This is a genomic window from Kribbella ginsengisoli (genome assembly GCF_039537185.1).
GTDB lineage: Bacteria > Actinomycetota > Actinomycetes > Propionibacteriales > Kribbellaceae > Kribbella > Kribbella koreensis.
This window is the reverse complement of sequence record NZ_BAABAA010000014.1, coordinates 1-18,411: the sequence shown is the minus strand read 5'-3', so window position 1 is coordinate 18,411 and position 18,411 is coordinate 1. Positions and strand designations below refer to the sequence as shown.

Genomic DNA, 18,411 nt, shown 5'->3' with positions numbered 1-18,411 from the left:
CAGGGGAGGGGTGTCACAACTGTGAAGGAAACACGAACGCGCCGCCGCTTGGCCGGTGTCCTGGCGGCAACTCTGTTCATCTCGGTACTGGTCGGGTCGCCACCGACCACGGTCACCGCGGCGGCGGCCGGAGGCGGTCCGAGCGTCCCACTGCCGAACGTGCCCTCCGTCAACGTCACCGGCCAGCAGATGCAGCCGAGAGGCAAGGACGAGGCCAGCATCCGCGCATTGAGCGGTGATCAGCCGCAGTCCGGAGCGGCCGCTGAGGGGTCCGGTACGCAGCACGCGACGCAGCTGGCGCCGTCCTCGACCTGGAGCGTCGCGGCGCAGTCGGGGACGTTCACCTGGTCGTACCCGATCGACGTACCGCCGGCTCCCGGTGGCTTGCAGCCCTCGCTGGCGCTGTCCTACTCCTCGTCGGCAGTGGACGGCCGGACCAGCGCGACCAACAACCAGCCGTCCTGGGTCGGTGACGGCTGGGACCTCGACGTCGGCTCGATCGAGCGCACCTATGGCGGCTGCTCCGAGGACAAGGAAGGCAGCAACAAGGGCCAGAACGCGGGGGACCTGTGCTGGCGGTCGGACAACGCCACCGCTTCCTACCCGGGCGGCGGCGGCCAGCTCATCATCGGCGCCAACGGGTGGCGTCAGCGCAACGACAACGGGTCGCGGATCGAGAAGCTGACCGGTGCGGCCAACGGGGCCAAGGACGGCGAGTACTGGCGGATCACCACGGTCGACGGCACGCAGTACCTGTTCGGGTCCCGGCCCGCCGCCAAGTCGACCTGGACCGTCCCGGTGTACGGCGACGACACCGACGAGCCGTGTCACGGCAGCACCTTCGCCACCTCCGTCTGCACCCAGGCGTGGAAGTGGAACCTGGACCAGGTCATCGACCGGTACGGCAACGTCATCCAGTACGACTACGAGACCGAGAGCAACTCGTACGGCCAGAACGTCAAGGACGCGGCCGTCTCCTACATCCGTGGTGGCTGGCTGACCAAGGCGGAGTACGGCCTGCACACCGGGCTCGACGTGCAGCCGACCGGCCGGGTCCTGTTCACGACCGCCGAACGCTGTGTCCCTGGCAGCACCTGTGTCTACGAGAAGAAGGACAACTTCCCGGACGTCCCGCTCGACGAGCGCTGCGTGGTCGCGACCTGCAAGGACCACTACTCGCCGACCTTCTGGACCACCAAGCGGCTGAGCGCGATCACCACCCAGGTGCGGACCGGCGACGACACGTACGCCGATGTCGACCGCTGGGATCTCGACCAGCAGTTCCCCGCGCCGGGCGACGGCGACAAGGCCGCGCTGTGGCTCAAGTCGATCACTCACACGGGACTGGCCGGCGGCGGCTCGATCACGTTGCCGGCGGTGACGTTCGAGGGCGCCAAGATGGCGAACCGCGTCTACCAGTCGGACAACCTGTCGCCGATCATCCGGTACCGGATCACCGGCATCGTCTCGGAGTCCGGCGGCGTCATCTCGGTCAACTACGCGCCACCGGACTGTCTCGCGCCGCCGACCAACCCGGAGTCGAACACCAAACGCTGCTTCCCGGTCCGCTGGACGAAGAAGGACTTCGCCGAGCGCACCGACTACTTCAACAAGTACGTCGTCGAGTCGGTGATCCAGTCCGACCGGCTCAGCTCGAGCACCCAGCAAGAGATCCACTACGAGTACCTGGACGGCGCCGCCTGGCACTACGACCAGTCCGAGTTCACCCCCGCCGACAAGAAGACCTGGAACGAGTTCCGCGGCTTCGGCCGGGTGGTGATCCGCGGCGGCAGCGAGCACGACGAGGCCGGCCCGATCACCCGCTCGGAGCAGCGCTTCTACCGCGGCATGAACGGCGACCGCCTGAACAAGGACGGCGGCACCAAGACGGTGTCGGTGACCGACTCCGAGGGCGGCGTCCATGCCGACGAGGACTGGCTGGCCGGGACCGAGTACGAGACGACCACCTACGACGGCGACTCGGACACGGTCCTCGGCAAGACGATCACCGACCCGGCCTGGCAAGGGCCGACCGCGACCCGTGGCGCCTTCAACGCCTACATCGTCAGGCCGGGAACGAAGCGCGAGTACGCCGCGCTCGACGCTGGCCGCGGCTGGCGGGTCACCGAGACCAGCACCGAGTACGACGACCGCGGCCAGGTGACCAAGGTCGACGACGCCGGTGACGTCGCGGTCGCCACGGACGACACCTGCACCCGGACGACGTACCTCCGCAACGACGGCAAGTGGCTGCTCAGCCTGCCGTCCCGGGTGGAGACGGTGGCGGTGAAGTGCGCCACCACTCCGACCTACCCCGACGACCTGATCTCCGACGTACGGACCTCCTTCGACGGACAGGCAGCGGCGACCGCACCGGTGTCCGGCTCGGTGACCCGGCTGGAGCAGCGCGTCGGCGGGACAGCCAGCGCACCGGTGTACAAGACCGTCGCGACCTCCGAGTACGACGCGCATGGCCGGGTGACCGTGAGCAAGGACGCTCTCGGGCGTGCCACGACGACCACGTACGCCCCGGAGACGGGCGGGCCGGTCCTCAAGACCACGCAGACCAATGCGCTCGGCCACACGACCACGACCACGCTGGACCCGGCCAAGGGACAGCCGGTGCTGGTCGTCGATCCCAACAACCGCAGGACCGAGTCCGCGTACGACGCCCTCGGCAGGCTGGTCGAGACCTGGCTGCCGAACCGCCTGCGCAACGCCAACCCGCCGCAGACCGGCAACTACCGCTACACCTACCTCGTCCGCAATGACGCCCCGACGGCCGTCACCACGTCGACCCTCGGCCCGCGCGGGCTCTACTCCACCTCGACCGCCCTGTACGACGGGTTGCTGCGGCAGCGCCAGACCCAGAGCCCGTCTCCCGGTGGTGGCCGTCTGCTCGTGGATACCCGGTACGACTCGCAGGGCCGGCAGGCCAAGACGACGCAGGCGTTCTTCAACGACAAGGCGGTCGACACCGAGCTCTGGCTTGCCAACGACAACGAAGTACCGGGGCTGACGACCACCGAGTACGACGGGGGCGGGCGACCGGCCGAGTCGATCTACCGCGGTGGCGGCGACGGGCACGAGCTCTGGCGGACCAGCACCCGGTACAGCGGGGACTGGACCTCCATCGATCCGCCGGACGGCACCACGCCGACCAAGACGATCACGGACGGGCGTGGCCGGGCGATCGAGCTCCGGCAGTATCGCGGCGCCGCACCGACCGGGGACTTCGACAAGACCAGCTACGCCTACACGCCGTCCGGCCAGCTGGCCACGATGACCGATGCCGCGGGCAACAAGTGGGAGTACCGCTACAACCTCCGCGGGCAGGAGGTCTGGCGCAAGGACCCGGACAAGGGCATCACCACCACCGAGTACGACGACGTGGGTCAGGTGGTCTCGACCACGGATGCCCGTAGCCAGACGATCGCCTACACCTACGACGTGCTCGGCCGGAAGACGGGCGACTACGTCGGCTCGACCAGCGGTACGAAGACCGCATCCTGGACCTACGACACCTTGGACAACGGGGCGACGGTCAAGGGCCAACTGGCGACGGCGACCAGCTACGGACCAGGGGGAGCCGCCTACAAGGAGGCCGTGCTCGGGTACAACCAGCTCTACAAGCCGGTGAAGACCACGCTGACCGTCCCGGAGACGGCAGTCGGCTCAGAGGGGCCGCTGGCGGGGACGTACGAGGCGAGCACCACCTACAACGTCGACGGCAGTGTGGCCAGCGAGACCTACCCAGAGATCGGTGGGCTCTTCAAGGAGTCGGTCTTCCACACGTACGACGATCAGGCCCGGCCACTGCGGACCTATGGCGGTCCGACCGGCCAGACGGTCGAGTATGCATTGCAGACCGACTACACGAAGTACGGCGAACAGCAACGGGTCCAGCTGGGTGAGGGGACCAAGCGGGTTTGGCTGTCGAGCTACTACGAGGACAGCACGCGCCGGCTCAACCGCACGATCGTCGATGCCGAGCTACCCCAGCCGATGCAGTCCGATGTGCACTACACGCGGGACCAGTCCGGCCGGATCACCTCGATCGCGGACACCCCGATGGAGCAACCGGCGGACGTCCAGTGCTTCAGGTACGACTACCTGCAGCGGCTGACCGAGGCGTGGACCCCGGGCAACGGCTGTGAGAATGCACCGGCGAAGGACCAGCTCGCGGGCGGGGCGCCGTACTGGAACTCCTACACCTACGACAGCACTGGCAACCGCAAGACCGAGACGCAGCACGCCGGTGCCGTAGACCGTGTCCGCACCTCCACCTATCCGGCAGCGGGGGCAACACGTCCGCATGCGGTCGGTTCGGTGACTGTCACCGGCGAACCGACTGGGACCCGGACCGAGGACTACGGCTACGACCTGAGTGGCAATACGACGGCCAAGGGTGCGCAGACCCTTGCCTGGGATCCGCAGGGTCGCCTGAGCAAGGTGACCGAGGCAGGGAAGAGCACTGAGTTCCTGTACGACTCCGAGGGGACCCGCCTGCTTCGGCGGGACCCGACGAGCACCACGCTCTATCTCGGCAACCAGGAGCTCAAGCTCGACCGCGCTACCGGCGCACTGACTCCTACCCGCTACTACAACCACGCGGGGTCCGCGATAGCGGTCAGGACGACGGCGGGGCTCTCCTGGCTGGCCAGTGATCACCACAACACCGAGCAGCTGGCAATCGACTCGCAGGCTCAATCGGTCGTCCAGCAGCGGTCGCTGCCGTTCGGTGGTCCGCGTGGGACGACTGTGGACCTGCCTGGTGAGAAGGGATTCGTCGGGGGGACGCAGGACGCGTCCACCGGGCTGACCCAGATCGGGGCCCGGGCCTATGACCCGGACACCGGGCGGTTCCTGTCGGTCGACAAGGTGCTCGATCCGGCTGTTCCGCAGCAGCTCAACGGGTATGCCTATGCGAACAACGACCCGGTCAGCGCTGCCGACCCGACCGGTCTGCGGATGTGCGATGACCCTGCCTGCACGGAGTACCAGGCCGCAGACGGCACTTGTGTCTGCCCGTCGAGTCCGGAGTACAACGGGACCAACCTGCTGCACCCGCAGAACTTCACCGCCAAGCATGACGCGGTGCAGACCGCAGCTGGTGAGCGGATCGCGCGGCAGGCCAGGGCGCTCGGGATGAAGAACGTCCGGCTGCAGTTCAAGGTCAAAGTGCCACAAGGCGCCAAGAAGTGCGCCGACAAGACGACCTGGATCCAGATACCGGGCTGTACGGCCGATGGTGAGGCCGACATCATGCTCACCGTCGAGATGTGCCCGACCGGGCCGGCCTCCTGTTACGACCAGCGGTACGTCTGGGAGGTCAAGGCACTGGGGCAGGACCGCAACTACCGGGCTCAGAAGGAGGCCCAGTGGTACGCCGACCACCTGCAGGACCTGTCCGATCCGGGGAAGCCGATCTTCGCCCGGACCGGCTGGACGATCGGCGGGCCGTACAAGGACGTCGCCGGGTTCCCGAAGACGAACTACTGGGGGATCGTCGATGGTGCGGTCACCTATGGCGACGAGGACCAGCCGAAGGTCAAGCAGCATCTGAAGGACTCGCAGGAGATCGGCACGCTGGAGGAGTTCGCCCCCGAACGCGACCGCTGGAAGACCTGGCGGCAGACCCAGCCGTGCGGGTGCCCCGCGCCACCACCGCAACCGGAAAGCGAGCAGAAGCCGAACCCGCTCTTCCCGCCGATCCCGATCCCCATCCCGATCCCGATTCCCATCCCCATCCCGATCCCACTGATCCGGTGACCGCCCGTATCGCCGATCCGACGACCGGCCGCGCGGTGATCCGGTGACCGGCTGTTCGGTGATGATGGGCGGGTGAAACCTCTCGACGAGCTGGTGAAGGCGGTCGCGGCGCTGTTCGGCGCGGCCGGCTTCGCGAAGTCCGGGCGGCGGTATCTGCTGATGCCGCCGGCCGGTGCCCCCGGCAACGCCGTACTGGCTGCCTTCGCCCCGTTCACCGGCGACCAGACCAAGGTCGGCTTCCACCTCGAATGGGCCGTGATCCCGTCGGCAGCCTTCGCCTTCCACGCCGGTTCGAAGTCGCCATCGATCACGTGGGGCGTGATCGCCGACCGCGTACCGGCCCCGCCCGCCTTCGTGACGGGGTCAGCCACCGAGCTGTGGTCCTACCCAGCCTCCGAAGGCCCGGACCGCTGCGCTGCCGCTATCACAGAGGTCCTGACCGGCGGCCTTCTGGACCGCCTACTGGCCTTCCAGGACCCCGATCAGGTCCTCCAAGCCATCGACGAAGGCAGCCTGGGCACCGGCCTCCCCACCGAAATCCCGCGCGGCCGCCCCTGGCGCTACCTCTCCATGCACATCGACGACGCCGACCCGTCCGACCTCGAGCCACTCCTCAACCAACTCCAAGGCGCCCCCATGGGCAACCCGTTCCAAGACTGGTGGCGCGAGCGCCTGGCAGCCCGCTCTTTAGGCTGACCGCCATGCAACAGATCCTGGATCGCCTGGTCGAAGCCGGTGCCACCGGCGTACTGATGCACTACCGCGACGGACATCGTGAGTGGCGCGGCTCAGCCGGCGTCGCCGACCTCGACTCCCGCCAACCGGTCGCCCCCGACGGCTGGTTCCGGATCGGCAGCGTCACCAAGACCTTCACCGCGACCGTGGTCCTGTCGCTGGTCGCCGAGGGACTGGTCGACCTCGATCAGCCCATCGAGCAGTGGCTGCCCGGCGTCGTACCGGCCGGCGACGGCATCAGCGTCCGCCGTCTCCTCAACCACACCAGCGGCCTCTACAACTACACCGACGACCTCCCCGACCCGGCGCAGATCGTCCGAGAGCGCTTCGATCACTGGGCACCGCAGCGGGCGCTGAGCCTGGCCTTCGCGCATGAGCCGCTCTTCGCACCGGGCGCCGACTGGTCGTACTCGAACACCAACTACACACTGCTCGGTCTGCTGATCGAGGAGATCACTGACGGCTCGTACGCCGATGCCGTGCGAGCGCGAGCGATCGAGCCCCTGCACCTCCACCAGACCCTGGTCCCCGGCGACGAGCCCAAGCTGCCCCAGCCGCACGCGCACGGGTATCTGCTGGTCGACGACGAGTCCGTTGACCTGGACGAGCTGAATCCGTCGCAGGCCTGGGCGGCCGGTGAGCTCATCTCGACCGCAGCCGACCTCAACAAGTTCTTCGCCGCGCTGCTGGCCGGTGAGTTGCTTCCTGCGGCGCAGCTTGAAGCCATGCTCACGACGGTTGGCGACTACGGGCTCGGGATCGCGCGGCGGCAGCTGGCCGACGGAACGGAGCTCTGGGGCCACAACGGAGGGATCTTCGGGTATCTCACCAGCAGCTTCCACAGCCGCGGCGCCGACCGTCAGTGCACGATGTCGCGCACGACGGTCGACGCCGAAGCAGCCGAGTCCGACGACCTGGTGGCCGAGGTGTTCCTGTCAGGGCTGGACTAGTACTGCGACCGTGCGGGCCGGGACTGTTGCGGTGCCGGTCGCCGCGGTCCAGGTGGTCTGCTTGACGGTGGCGTCCGAGCCGGCGGCTTGGACGGGGGAGAGGGTGAGGTTGGCGCCGGCCAGGCCCGGGATCTGTTGGGTGACCGGTGAGCCGGTGGTGTTGAAGACGACCACCACGCCCTTCAGGGCTGGGTCGACGTTGGGCCCGACGGTGTCGTCGATGCGCATCACGACGACGCCCGGCTTGGCGGCGGGGGTACCGCTGAGGGGGTAGGAGAGTTTCTGGTTGATGAGGTCCGTGGAGCCCAGCCGGAACAGCGGCGTGGAGAAGCGGAGCTTGAGGAGATCGGCAGCGGCCGCGCTCGCTGTCGTCACATCGGCCTGGGAAGGCTTCAGCGCCGGGTTGGCGAGCAGCGGCTTCATGAAGGGCCACTTGGCTTCGTTGTCGGCCTTCGGGGGCAGGCCGTGGCCGAAGCCGTTGTCGGCGCCTGTCCAGTCCAGGGTGTTGAACCAGTCGCCCGAGTCGTACGAGTTGCGGTCCAGCGACTTGCTCCGCAACAGGTCCGCACCCGCATGCCAGAACGACGGTGTCTGGGCCAGCGCGGTCGTTGCCAGCGACAACGTGTTCATCCGGACCCGGTCGGCCATCGGCAGCGTCGCGGGCAGCTTGTAGGTGAGCGAGTCCCACAACGTTTCGTTGTCATGGGCGTCGACATAGCTGATCACCTCGACCGGCTGATCGGCGTACCCGGCGGGTGATCCGTTGTAGTCGACGGCGTCACCCCGTACTTCGGTCCCGCTGTCGGCCGAGCGGAAGGTGAACGAGCGGAGGTTGCCGGCCAGCCCGAGCTGGACCAGGTCGGTGTCGTGCGCGAGCCGCTTCGCCTGCTCGGCCGGCGTACCGTTGATCGGCGCGCCGTTCGGGTCGCTCGCCGCGCCGGAGCCGAAGCCCTGCACCCGCGGGTCGTCGTCGAACGGCCCGCCGCCACGGACCGCGTCGCGCATCCGGTCGGAGAAGGTGCCGATCCCGGTACCGCCGAGGTTGCCCTGCGACGCCTGCACGAAGAGCGCGTTGTTCGCGACCTCGCCGAAGTTCCAGCCCTCGCCGTACAGGTAGATCTTCTTGCCGTCGACGCCGTCCTTGGCGAGCGTCAGCTTGTCCAGCGCGGCCCGGACCTTGAGCAGGTTCGCCTTGCTGTGATGGCCCATCAGGTCGAAGCGGAAGCCGTCGACGTGGTAGTTGCGCGCCCACGACACCGTGCTGTCCACCATGATCTTCTCGGCCATCGCGTGCTCGGTGGCGATGTTGCTGCAACAGGTCGACGTCTCCACGCCACCGGTCTTGTTCAATCGCTGGTAGTAGCCCGGTACGACCTTGTCCAGCACCGACGTCGGCGCCTGACCGGCCGCGGGCGTGTGGTTGTAGACCTGATCCAGTACGACCCGCAGACCGGACTTGTGCAGCCCGCCGACCATCGTCCGGAACTCGGCGACCCGCGCCAGCCCGTCCTTGGACGTCGCGTACGACCCCTCCGGCGCCAGCCAGTGGTACGGGTCGTAGCCCCAGTTGAAGCCGTCCTTCGCGGCGACCGCGGTCACGCAGGCCTGCTGCTGGTCCGAGTCCGCCGGGTAGGACTTGAGGTCGCAGGCAGGTGTCTGCTGCCCGGTCTCCGGGATCGAGGCGATGTCGAAAGTCGGCAGCAGATGCACGGTGTTCAACCCGGCCTGCGCGAGCGACCGCAGGTGCTTCGTGCCGTTCCCCTCGTCCGCGAAGGCCAGGTACGTCCCGCGATGAGCCGCCGGTACCGAGGCGTCGTCGATCGAGAAGTCCCGCACGTGCAGCTCGTAGATCGTCGAGTCGACCGCCCGGGCGAGCGTCGGCGACGGCGTGTCGCTCCACAGCGCGGGCTTGCCGGCCTGCGCCGCGAGATTCACCGCGACCGAGTACGCCGAATCGGTGGCCAGCGCGACCGAGTACGGATCGGTGACGACGTTCGTCTCCACCTTGCCGGTGCTCGGCGCGTACACCTTCACCTCGAACCGGTAAAGCGCGTTCTCCCAGCTCCGCTTCCCGTCAGCGGTCCACGAGCCGTCGGTGTTGCGCTGCATCGCGATCCGCTGGTCGCCCAGCAGCAGAGTGACACCCTGGGCGGTCGGCGCCCACAAGGAGAACTTGGGCGTCCCGCCGTTCCACGTCACGCCGTACGAGCGGTCCGCCGCGGCGCCGTACAGGTCATCCAGTACGCCGGGAATCTGCACCCCCGTCGCGTCGAGCAACCGCCCGGCGTCGTCGTACTGCGCCAGCCCGAGCTGCCCGGTGAGGATCTTCTTCGCATCGCCGTGCTCCAGCCTCAGCGCGACATAGCCCTTGAGCGCTGGGAACTTGGCGAGGACCGTGGGCGGGATCCCGCTGGGGTCGACGCGCAGTCCGGCGGAGGTGCCGCCGATGTCGTCGGCGTCCACCGCCAGCGACCCGGTCGCCGACCAGTGCAGCCGCCAGCGCGACCACTCGGGATGCGCTACCGCCGGTACAGCGAGCAGGTCCTTGCCGAGCCAGTAGGCCTTGGCCTGCTTGAGATCCGGCTGCGCGCCGGGCTTGGAGGTCGTCACCGTGAGCACGTGGGTCGCGAGGACGTACGAGAACGTGACGACCAACCCATCGCCCGGAACGGTGATCGGGATGTTGCCGCCGGTCGGGCTGCCCCCGGCGCCGTAACTCTCGTCCCACGAAAGGCCGTGTGCGACCTTGGCCTCATAGCTGCCTGCTCCGATCTTGCTCGTCGACCAGGTGAAGGTGCCGTCGCCATCCTGGTCGGTCAGCCAGGGACGCATGCAGTCGGGGGACCAGTCCGCCGGACAGCCGAACTCGGACTGGAACGACCCCGGCACCGTGACGATCGGTCCCTCGGCGGTCGACGTGACGAAGTGCCGGCCGTGGTCGTAGTAGAAGGTCACAGGGGTCGCCGGAGCGGTGTAGGAGATGTTGGCGCCATTGGCGTTGCCGCCGGCTCCGTAGTTCTCGTCCCAGGTCTTGTTGATGGCTGCCTTGTACGCGTGCTCGCCGGCCGGGAGCGTGTAGGTGCCCTTCCAGACCTGGTCCTTCGGGTCCAGGGTCAGCTGCGCCTGCGGGCAGTCGGGTGACCAGTCCGCGGGACAGCCCATCTCGCTGTTGTGATCGCCCGGCACGCTGACGTTGGCCGGCTGGGAGACCGGGTCCTGGCCACCGCCGCCCGGGGTTGGGGCTGGCGCGTCCCCGACGATTCCGTACGAGCCTGACACCGAGTAGTTGCCAGACGCATCCTTCAGGACTGCCCGGTACTCGAGCAGGGTGCCCTTGGGGAGCTTGCTGGTGTCCTGGAACACCCGGTACGGCGCGTTGTCGTCGCTCCCGAGCCGCTGCCAAGCCGTAGTACCGACTGGGCGGTAGCCGAAGGTCACTGTGACAGGGGTGTTAGCAGGGACGGCTGCTGCGATCTCTGCGCGACCACTGACCGCCGCACCCGGCTCTGGCGAGCTCATGTAGACCGGGGGAGCCGCCAGCCGGCGGGGGAGCTGCTCTGTGGCCTTGTAGACGTAGACGGACAGCGGAGGCACTGTGGCGACCACTCGGCCCTCTTCATCGGCCCTGAGCTGCTTGCCGCCACCGTAGATCCACCTGAACCGGCCATCGGCCATGTACGTCGGGATGGTCGCCGTCTTGGTCGTCGTGGCGTTGTTGGCGATGACCAGGTACTCCGTGTTGTCCTTCCCGAACCGGCTGAAGGCGTAGAGCCCGCCGGTGTTGGAGGAGTAGCGGTGCACCTGGGTGCCGTCGGCCAGCGTCGGGTACTTCGCCCGCAGCTCGGCCAGCCCCGCGATGTGCTTGTACATCGGAGAGTTGGTGTTGAAGCTGTCCTTGCTCCCGATCGTCGAGGTACCGGTGCCGTCCACGACCTCGTCGTCGGTGTAGTCGGCGGTCTTGGTCGCGAACATGTCCTGCCGGGCGTCCTTGTCGCCCCCCGGACCGGTGAAGCCCTGCTCGTCGCCGTAGTAGATCACCGGCTGGCCGCGGGTGAGGTACATCAGCGAATGCGCCAGCTCATCCCTGGCGAGCAGTTCCTGCCCGCTGGCGCCGGACTGCTTGATGAAGGTGCCGACCCGGCCCATGTCGTGGTTGCCGAGGAAGGTCGGCAGCTGGTAGGCGTTCGAGTCGGCGTCGGTGTAGTAGTCGTCGTTGGCGTAGAGGTCGCGCAGCTTGGTGCTCGGGTCGCCCTTCGCATAGGCGACCGCGTTCTGCTGGAACCCGAAGTCGAGGGTCGCCTGCAGGGCGCCGGCCGTGGTGTAGGTCGACATGAACTTCGGGTCGGCGTCGTAGACCTCGCCGAACATGAAGAAGTTCTTGGTGCCCTTCGCCTTGGCCGCCTCGAGGATCTTCGGTGAGAACTTCTGCCAGAACTCCAGGTTGACGTGCTTGACGGTGTCGATCCGGAAGCCGTCGATGCCCAGCTCGGCCCAGGTCTTGTAGACGTCGATCATCCCGTCGCGGACCTTCGGCTGCTCGGTGAACAGGTCGTCCAGCCCGACGAAGTCGCCGTACTCCGCGGATTCGCCGGCGAAGGTGGAGTCGCCGCGGTTGTGGTAGAGCGTCGGGTCGTTCAGCCAGGCGGGCTGCTTGACGGTCGCGTCCGCGGGAGTCTTGAAGATCGGCACGTTGGGGAAGGACGTCTGCGCGTCGAGGGGCGGGAAGGTGTCGCCACCGGCGTACAGCTTGTCGTCGAAGACGTTGCCATTGGCATCTTTGTAGGGTGAGGCCGACTTCGGGATGTAGCCGTACTGGCCGGACTGGTAGGCGATCACGTCGGCGGTGTGGTTGGTGATGATGTCGAAGAAGACCTTCATCCCCTTCTGGTGCGCCAGCGTGATCAGCTGCTGCATGTCCGCGTTGGTGCCCAGGTGCGGGTCGATCTGGGTGAAGTCGGTGATCCAGTAGCCGTGGTAGCCGGCGCTGACGTTCGCGCCCTCGCCCTGGACCGGCCGGTTCTTGAACGACGGGGTCAGCCAGATGGACGTCGTACCGAGGGACTTGATGTAGTCGAGTTTCTGCATCACGCCGGCCAGGTCGCCACCGTGGTAGAAGCCCTTGTCGGCCGGGTCCAGCCCGGTGGTCAGCCGGTCGCCGGTGAGGCCGCCGGAGTCGTTGGCCTTGTTGCCGTTCGCGAACCGGTCGGCCATCAGGAAGTAGAAGCGTTCCTTGGTGAGGTCCTGCCGCAGGCTGGGCGACGCGAGCGCCTGGTCGGCCGCGGTCACCGCCGGCCCGGCCAGGTCGACCGGTTTCATCGCGACGACGTGGCTCGTGTCGTCGTAGCTGAACTGGACCTTGGCCGGCCCTTCCAGCCGCAGCGGGATGTTGGCCCCGTCGCGCACACCCCCGGCGCCGTAGTTCTCGTCCCAGGCGCCGTTGACGGTGACCTTGAACTCGTAGCTGCCGGCCGGGACGTCGAAGACCTTCGTGTACGGCGCGGCCGCGCCCAGACTGGTCGCAGCACAGCCCGGATCCCAGTCGCCCGGACAGCCGAGCTCACTCTGCAGCGAACCGGCGACCGTGATCACCCGTTGCGCTTGCGCCGTCGCCGGTAGTCCTGTCGCCTGTTGTGCCGTCGCGGTCGACGCTGTCCCCAGTCCCAGCGCGATCACCGCCGCCACGGTCACGCCTGCAATACCTCGCCTGAACCCACGCATTTCGGTCCCCTCCCACGCCAGTACGGCCTGCCGGGGACGCTAACTCCCTCCCCAGCCCGACGGAAGGCCTGAAAGGTCGCGGTCAGGTGACGGGTGGCCGGGGAGGGTCGTGATTGCCGCGGTGAGGACGGCCGTGGTCGTAGCTATCGGGATCCCGAGGAGGGGTCTGAGCCTAGGGCGACGAGGCGAGGTGGGTTCGGATTTGGTTGCTTGGGGCAACAGGGGGGCGGTGGGTGCATGCACAACTCGACGGGTAAGCGGTTACCTCGGCGTGTCGAAGGGGTTGCCGCGGGTTGTGCGTGCAGGGCGGTCCGGGGCCGAAACCTGCCAGTGGCCCGCCCAACAGGGCCGGCGGCGCTGCGGAGTCCCTCACCGCGCCGGGCCCGAATCGTCAGCACCTTTACCGCGAATCCGTGAATCAGGCGACGAGGCCGGGGAGGGTTTCCTCGATCGGGGTGGTGATCACGGCGGTGGCTTCGTCGTCGTACGGGGTGGGCTCGGCGTTGAGGATGACGAGTGGGATGCCGGCCCGGAGGGCCAGGTCGCAGAGGCCGGCAGCGGGATAGACCTGGAGGGAGGTGCCGATCGCGAGGAAGAGGTCGGCTTCCTGGGTGGCTCTGGTGGCTGCGTCGATGACAGCTTGGTCCAGGGATTGGCCGAAGGAGATGGTGGCGGATTTGAGGATGCCGCCGCAGAGCTCGCAGGCCGGGTCGGGGTCGCCTGCCTCGAGGCGGGGGAGAACCTCGGCCATGGGGACGCGATCGGCGCAGGTGAGGCAATCGACGTACCAGACCGTGCCGTGGAGTTCGTGGACGAGCACCGAGCCGGCCTTCTGGTGCAAGCCGTCGACGTTCTGGGTGATCAGGCCGGTCAGGCGGCCCTGGCGTTCGAGGTCGACGAGGGCGCGGTGGCCGGCGTTGGGCTCGGCGTCCCAGGCGGCGGCCGCGCGGCGGAACTTCCAGGCCTCGGCCCGGACCTCGGTCGAGGCGACGTACTCGTCGATGTCGAACATCGCCTGCGCGGCCGGGTTCTTCGTCCACAGGCCCTGCGGACCGCGGAAATCGGGGATCCCGGAGGCGGTGGAGATTCCGGCGCCGGTCAGTACGGCGATCCGCCGGGCCTTCGAGACTAAATCGGTCACGTGGTCGAAGGTAGCGGCTTCCAGTCGGTGGCCAGTACCGCCATCACGATCTCGTCGACCCATTCGCCGTCCCACTTCAGGGCATCCCGCTTGACCCCCTCGGTGACGAAACCGGCCTTCTCGTACGCCCGCTGCGCCCGCGGATTGAACGCGTAGACGCCGAGATCGATCCGGTGCAGCCCGAGCTGCTCGATCCCGTACCCCACGATCAGCCGGGTCGCCTCGGTCCCCAGCCCGCGCCCCTGGTCGGCCGGCCCGATCAGAATCCGGAAGTTACAGCTCTCGTCCTCCGGACTCCACTCGTTGAGCACAGCCTCCCCGACAACCTCACCACCGGCCTTGTCGACGATCGCCAGATCCAGCCGGTCGGTCTGCTCACCCCTGGTCCGGTACCACTTGCGCGCGGCCTCTTCGCCGATCTCCCCCCGACTCCCGGTGAACCGCACCACATCGGGATCGTCCATGGCGACCTGCATCGCCGGATAGTCGTCCTCGGTCACCGGCCGCAGGACGACCAGCTCTCCGGTCAGCGTCGGCTTGTAGGCGAAGTCAGTCACGCAGCGAAGTCTCGCAACGCCCCGGCCGTGGGCGCCAACCGTTTTAGCTGAGCCGGCGTACGACGTACTCGCCGCCGGTCGCGGAGACGAGTTCCTGGGCGCGCATGCGGCACCAGGCGGGGATGTCGGTGGCGGCGGCGGGGTCGTCGGCCAGGACGGTGATGGTGTCGCCGATCTGCAGGCTGGGGAACGCCTGGGCGAGTTTGATCACGGGGAGTGGGCAGAGCATGCCGCGGCAGTCCAGCGTCACATGCCCACCTCGGCCCGGATCCGCTGCACGATGCCGGGCAGGACGCTAGCGAAGCGGTCGACCTCGTCGTGGGTGGAGGTGCGGCCCAGGGAGACGCGTACGTTGCCGTGGGTCAGCACACCCATGGCTGCGAGCACATGCGAGGGGCGGAGCGTGCTCGCAGTACAGGCTGAGCCGCTCGACAAGGAGAAGCCCTCGGCGTCCAGGGCGGTGACCAGTGCCTCGCCATCGACGTACAGGCAGGAGAAGGTGAGTACGTGTGGCAGTCGGTCGTCCGGGTCGCCGACTACCTCGACGTCGGTGATGTCTGCCGCGACCCGGTGCCGCAGCTCGTCGATCCACGCCCGGTGCTGCTTGTTGAGCTCCTCAGCCTCCAGCAGTCGCGCCTGCAGAGCCGCTGCGGCCGCCAGAGCAGCGGGGACGTTCGGGTGGCCGGGGGAGAGGCCGTCCTCCCGCTCGTCCACGGGCCAGCTCGGCGCAAGCCGCGTCCCCTTCCGTACGGCGAGCAGCCCGACGCCCGCCGGCCCGCCCCACTTGTGGGCACTGGCCGTCAACGCGGACCACCCGGCTGGTACGACGTCATGCCCGATCGAGGCGGCTGCGTCGACGAACAGCGGCACCTGCGCGGCTGCGCACGCCTCGGCGAGCTCCGCGATCGGCTGGCGCGTAGCGACCTCATGGTTGGCCGACTGGAGCGCAGCGACGGCTACACCGGGTTGCCTGACCTGTGCCGTGAAGGCGTCCAGGTCGACTCGTCCGAGGCTGTCGACGGGGATCTCGTTCGCAGTACCGGCTGCTGCCGCCGCATGGAGTACTGCGGAGTGCTCCACCGCAGAGTGCACGACCACGTCCCCGACCCGCCGCCGGGCAGCCGTCACAGCGAGCAACCCGGCATGGATGGCGGCCGTGCCGGAGGCGGTGAAGAACAGCTCATCCACCCGTACTCCGAGGCCTTCGGCCAGCACCGCGCGGGCGTTGTCGAGCAGCAGTCTGGCCGTCCGTCCCTCGTGGTGCAGCCGGGCCGGATCGGCCCACCCGGATTCCAATGCCGAGAGCAACACTTCCCGCGCTGCGGGATGCAGTGGTTCCGCTGTCGCGGCATCTAGGTATGCACGGTTGCTCACACGGGAAACGCTAAGCCCTACCTATGCGCAGAACCGCCAGAGGTGTCCAGTAGTGTTCTGTCGTCAGTCTCACCTGGGAAGGGAAAGGCGCCCCGTGGGTTCGAACGGCACGCCCGGAGTGGTGCGCGCAGCAGGTCTGAAGAGGGCCCGCGCCGCGGTACGTCCGGCGAAGCGACGCTTGCTGGTGGCGACGTCAGTAGCGGTAGGCACGTTGGTGCTGACCGGCTGCTCGTCGGAGACCACCGAGCAGTGGAAACGGCTCGGTCTGCCCCCGGGCGCGTCCGACCGCACCGAGGCGATGAAGAGCCTCTGGATCGGCGCCTGGATCGCCGCCCTGATCATCGGTGTGCTCACCTGGGGCCTGATCCTGTACGCCTCGGTCCGGTACCGCCGGCGCAACGAGGACGCCCCGCGGCAGACGCGCTACAACCTGCCGCTCGAGGTGCTCTACACGCTGGCGCCGTTCGCGATCATCGGTGTGCTGTTCTTCTACACCGTCGAGCACGGCAACAAGATCACGCACATGTCGGACAACCCGTCCCACACGATCAACGTGGTCGGCCAGCAGTGGCAGTGGACCTTCAACTACAAGGACACCGTCGACGGGCAGGAAGGCGTCTGGGAGACCGGCACGCTGGACAACCCCGCCACGCTGTGGCTGCCGGTGAACGAGTCGGTGCACTTCGACCTGACCTCGCCGGACGTCATCCACTCGTTCTGGGTGCCGGCCTTCTACTTCAAGCTCGACGTCATCCCGGGCCGCACCAACAAGCTCGAGCTGACCCCGACCAAGACCGGCACCTTCGCGGGCAAGTGCGCGGAGCTGTGCGGTCTCTACCACAGCCGGATGATCTTCACCGTCAAGGTGGTCACCGCGGACGAGTACCAGGCGCACCTCAAGGAGCTGGCCGCCAAGGGCCAGACCGGGGCGGCGACCGGCGGTCAGGACGCGACGACCATTCCCGGCCACGGTGAGCAGGAGGGCGAGAAGTGACCGACTTCGCCGAGCGCACAGGCGCCATCGGTGCGGCGACCGCGCTGCCCAGGCGGCGCACCAAGGGCCAGATCGCGGTCAAGTGGCTGACCACGACCGACCACAAGCTGATCGGGCATCTGTACCTGATCACGTCGTTCGCGTTCTTCCTGATCGGTGGCGTGATGGCGCTGCTGATCCGGGCCGAGCTGGCCAAGCCGGGTCTGCAGATCGTCAACGAAGAGGTGTACAACCAGCTCTTCACCATGCACGGCACGATCATGCTGCTGCTGTTCGCAACGCCGCTGTTCGTCGGCTTCGCGAACGTGATCATGCCGGTTCAGATCGGCGCGCCCGACGTGGCGTTCCCGCGGCTGAACATGTTCAGCTTCTGGCTGTTCCTGTTCGGCGGCCTGATCACGATCAGCGGCTTCTTCACCCCGGGCGGTGCGGCCGACTTCGGCTGGTTCGCCTACGCGCCGCTGTCGAACGCGGTCCGTTCGCCGGGTGTCGGCGGTGACCTGTGGATCATGGGTCTGTGGATGGCCGGTCTCGGTACCATCCTGGGTGCGGTCAACTTCGTGACGACCATCATCACGATGCGCGCTCCCGGTATGACGATGTTCCGGATGCCGATCTTCACCTGGAACATCCTGGTGACCTCGATCCTGGTCCTGATCGCCTTCCCGATCCTGGCCGGCGCGCTGCGCGAACGGCGGGCCGTTGCTGTGGCAACACCTGTTCTGGTTCTTCGGGCATCCCGAGGTCTACATCATCGCGCTGCCGTTCTTCGGCATCATCACCGAGATCCTGCCGGTCTTCAGCCGCAAGCCCGTCTTCGGCTACATCGGCCTGGTCGGCGCGACGCTGTGGATCGCGGTCCTCTCGGTGGCGGTGTGGGCGCACCACATGTTCGTCACCGGAGCGGTGAACCTACCGTTCTTCTCCTTCATGACCTTCCTGATCGCCGTACCGACCGGGGTGAAGTTCTTCAACTGGATCGGCACCATGTGGGGCGGCTCGGTGTCCTTCGACACCCCGATGCTGTGGTCGGTCGGCTTCCTCACCACCTTCCTGTTCGGCGGCCTGACCGGCGTCATCCTGGCCTCGCCCGCGCTGGACTACCAGCTGTCCGACTCGTACTTCGTGGTCGCGCACTTCCACTACGTCGTCTTCGGCACCGTCGTGTTC

9 protein-coding genes and 1 pseudogene are annotated in these 18,411 nt (G+C 67.8%); 5 read left to right on the top strand and 5 right to left on the bottom strand.

Annotation, left to right across the window (positions count from 1 at the left end):
- Positions 1 to 21 precede the first annotated feature (21 nt).
- The 3 genes from ABD768_RS34885 (at position 22) to ABD768_RS34875 (ending at position 7,457) form a co-directional block, all read left to right on the top strand.
- Entirely contained in the window at positions 22 to 5,772 is a 5,751-nt protein-coding gene (locus ABD768_RS34885; RefSeq protein ID WP_344847955.1) for an RHS repeat-associated core domain-containing protein, read from the top strand.
- Positions 5,773 to 5,844: 72 nt separating this feature from the next.
- Positions 5,845 to 6,468, top strand: a complete 624-nt coding sequence (locus ABD768_RS34880) for a hypothetical protein (protein ID WP_344847953.1) — start codon at positions 5,845 to 5,847, stop codon at positions 6,466 to 6,468.
- Between the two features lie 5 nt (positions 6,469 to 6,473).
- On the top strand, positions 6,474 to 7,457 hold the full coding sequence (locus ABD768_RS34875) for a serine hydrolase domain-containing protein (RefSeq protein WP_344847951.1): 984 nt from the start codon (positions 6,474 to 6,476) through the stop codon (positions 7,455 to 7,457).
- Here the strand turns inward: ABD768_RS34875 and pulA are convergent.
- The 5 genes from pulA to ABD768_RS34850 form a co-directional block, all read right to left on the bottom strand.
- On the bottom strand, positions 7,443 to 13,145 hold the full coding sequence (pulA, locus tag ABD768_RS34870; RefSeq protein ID WP_344847949.1) for a pullulanase-type alpha-1,6-glucosidase: 5,703 nt from the start codon (positions 13,143 to 13,145) through the stop codon (positions 7,443 to 7,445). The genes ABD768_RS34875 and pulA overlap by 15 nt on opposite strands.
- Positions 13,146 to 13,593: 448 nt before the next feature.
- The gene (locus ABD768_RS34865) at positions 13,594 to 14,316 is read right to left on the bottom strand and encodes an SIR2 family NAD-dependent protein deacylase (RefSeq protein WP_344847947.1); all 723 of its coding nucleotides are present in this window, start codon (positions 14,314 to 14,316) and stop codon (positions 13,594 to 13,596) included.
- Positions 14,313 to 14,873 (bottom strand): GNAT family N-acetyltransferase, encoded by a 561-nt coding sequence (locus ABD768_RS34860; RefSeq protein WP_344847945.1) that lies wholly within the window; start codon positions 14,871 to 14,873, stop codon positions 14,313 to 14,315. The genes ABD768_RS34865 and ABD768_RS34860 overlap by 4 nt, the downstream gene beginning before the upstream one ends.
- A 43-nt stretch (positions 14,874 to 14,916) precedes the next feature.
- The gene (locus ABD768_RS34855) at positions 14,917 to 15,123 is read right to left on the bottom strand and encodes a sulfurtransferase TusA family protein (protein WP_343980813.1); all 207 of its coding nucleotides are present in this window, start codon (positions 15,121 to 15,123) and stop codon (positions 14,917 to 14,919) included.
- Positions 15,120 to 16,247 (bottom strand): cysteine desulfurase family protein, encoded by a 1,128-nt coding sequence (locus ABD768_RS34850; protein WP_344847942.1) that lies wholly within the window; start codon positions 16,245 to 16,247, stop codon positions 15,120 to 15,122. Before ABD768_RS34850 ends, ABD768_RS34855 begins: the two co-directional genes overlap by 4 nt.
- A 184-nt stretch (positions 16,248 to 16,431) precedes the next feature.
- On the opposite strand from ABD768_RS34850, the gene ctaC reads away from it, so the two are divergent.
- Together ctaC and ABD768_RS34840 are read left to right on the top strand one after the other, a co-directional pair.
- Positions 16,432 to 17,241 (top strand): aa3-type cytochrome oxidase subunit II, encoded by an 810-nt coding sequence (gene ctaC / locus ABD768_RS34845; protein WP_343980808.1) that lies wholly within the window; start codon positions 16,432 to 16,434, stop codon positions 17,239 to 17,241.
- Positions 17,238 to 18,411 (top strand): annotated as a pseudogene (locus ABD768_RS34840) (cbb3-type cytochrome c oxidase subunit I); the annotation flags it as partial. The gene ctaC and the pseudogene ABD768_RS34840, both read left to right, overlap by 4 nt.

Bases quoted from the DNA above. Each gene is read 5' to 3' on its own strand.
- ABD768_RS34875 (WP_344847951.1), top strand. From the start codon at position 6,474: ATGCAACAGATCCTGGATCGCCTGGTCGAAGCCGGTGCCACCGGCGTA.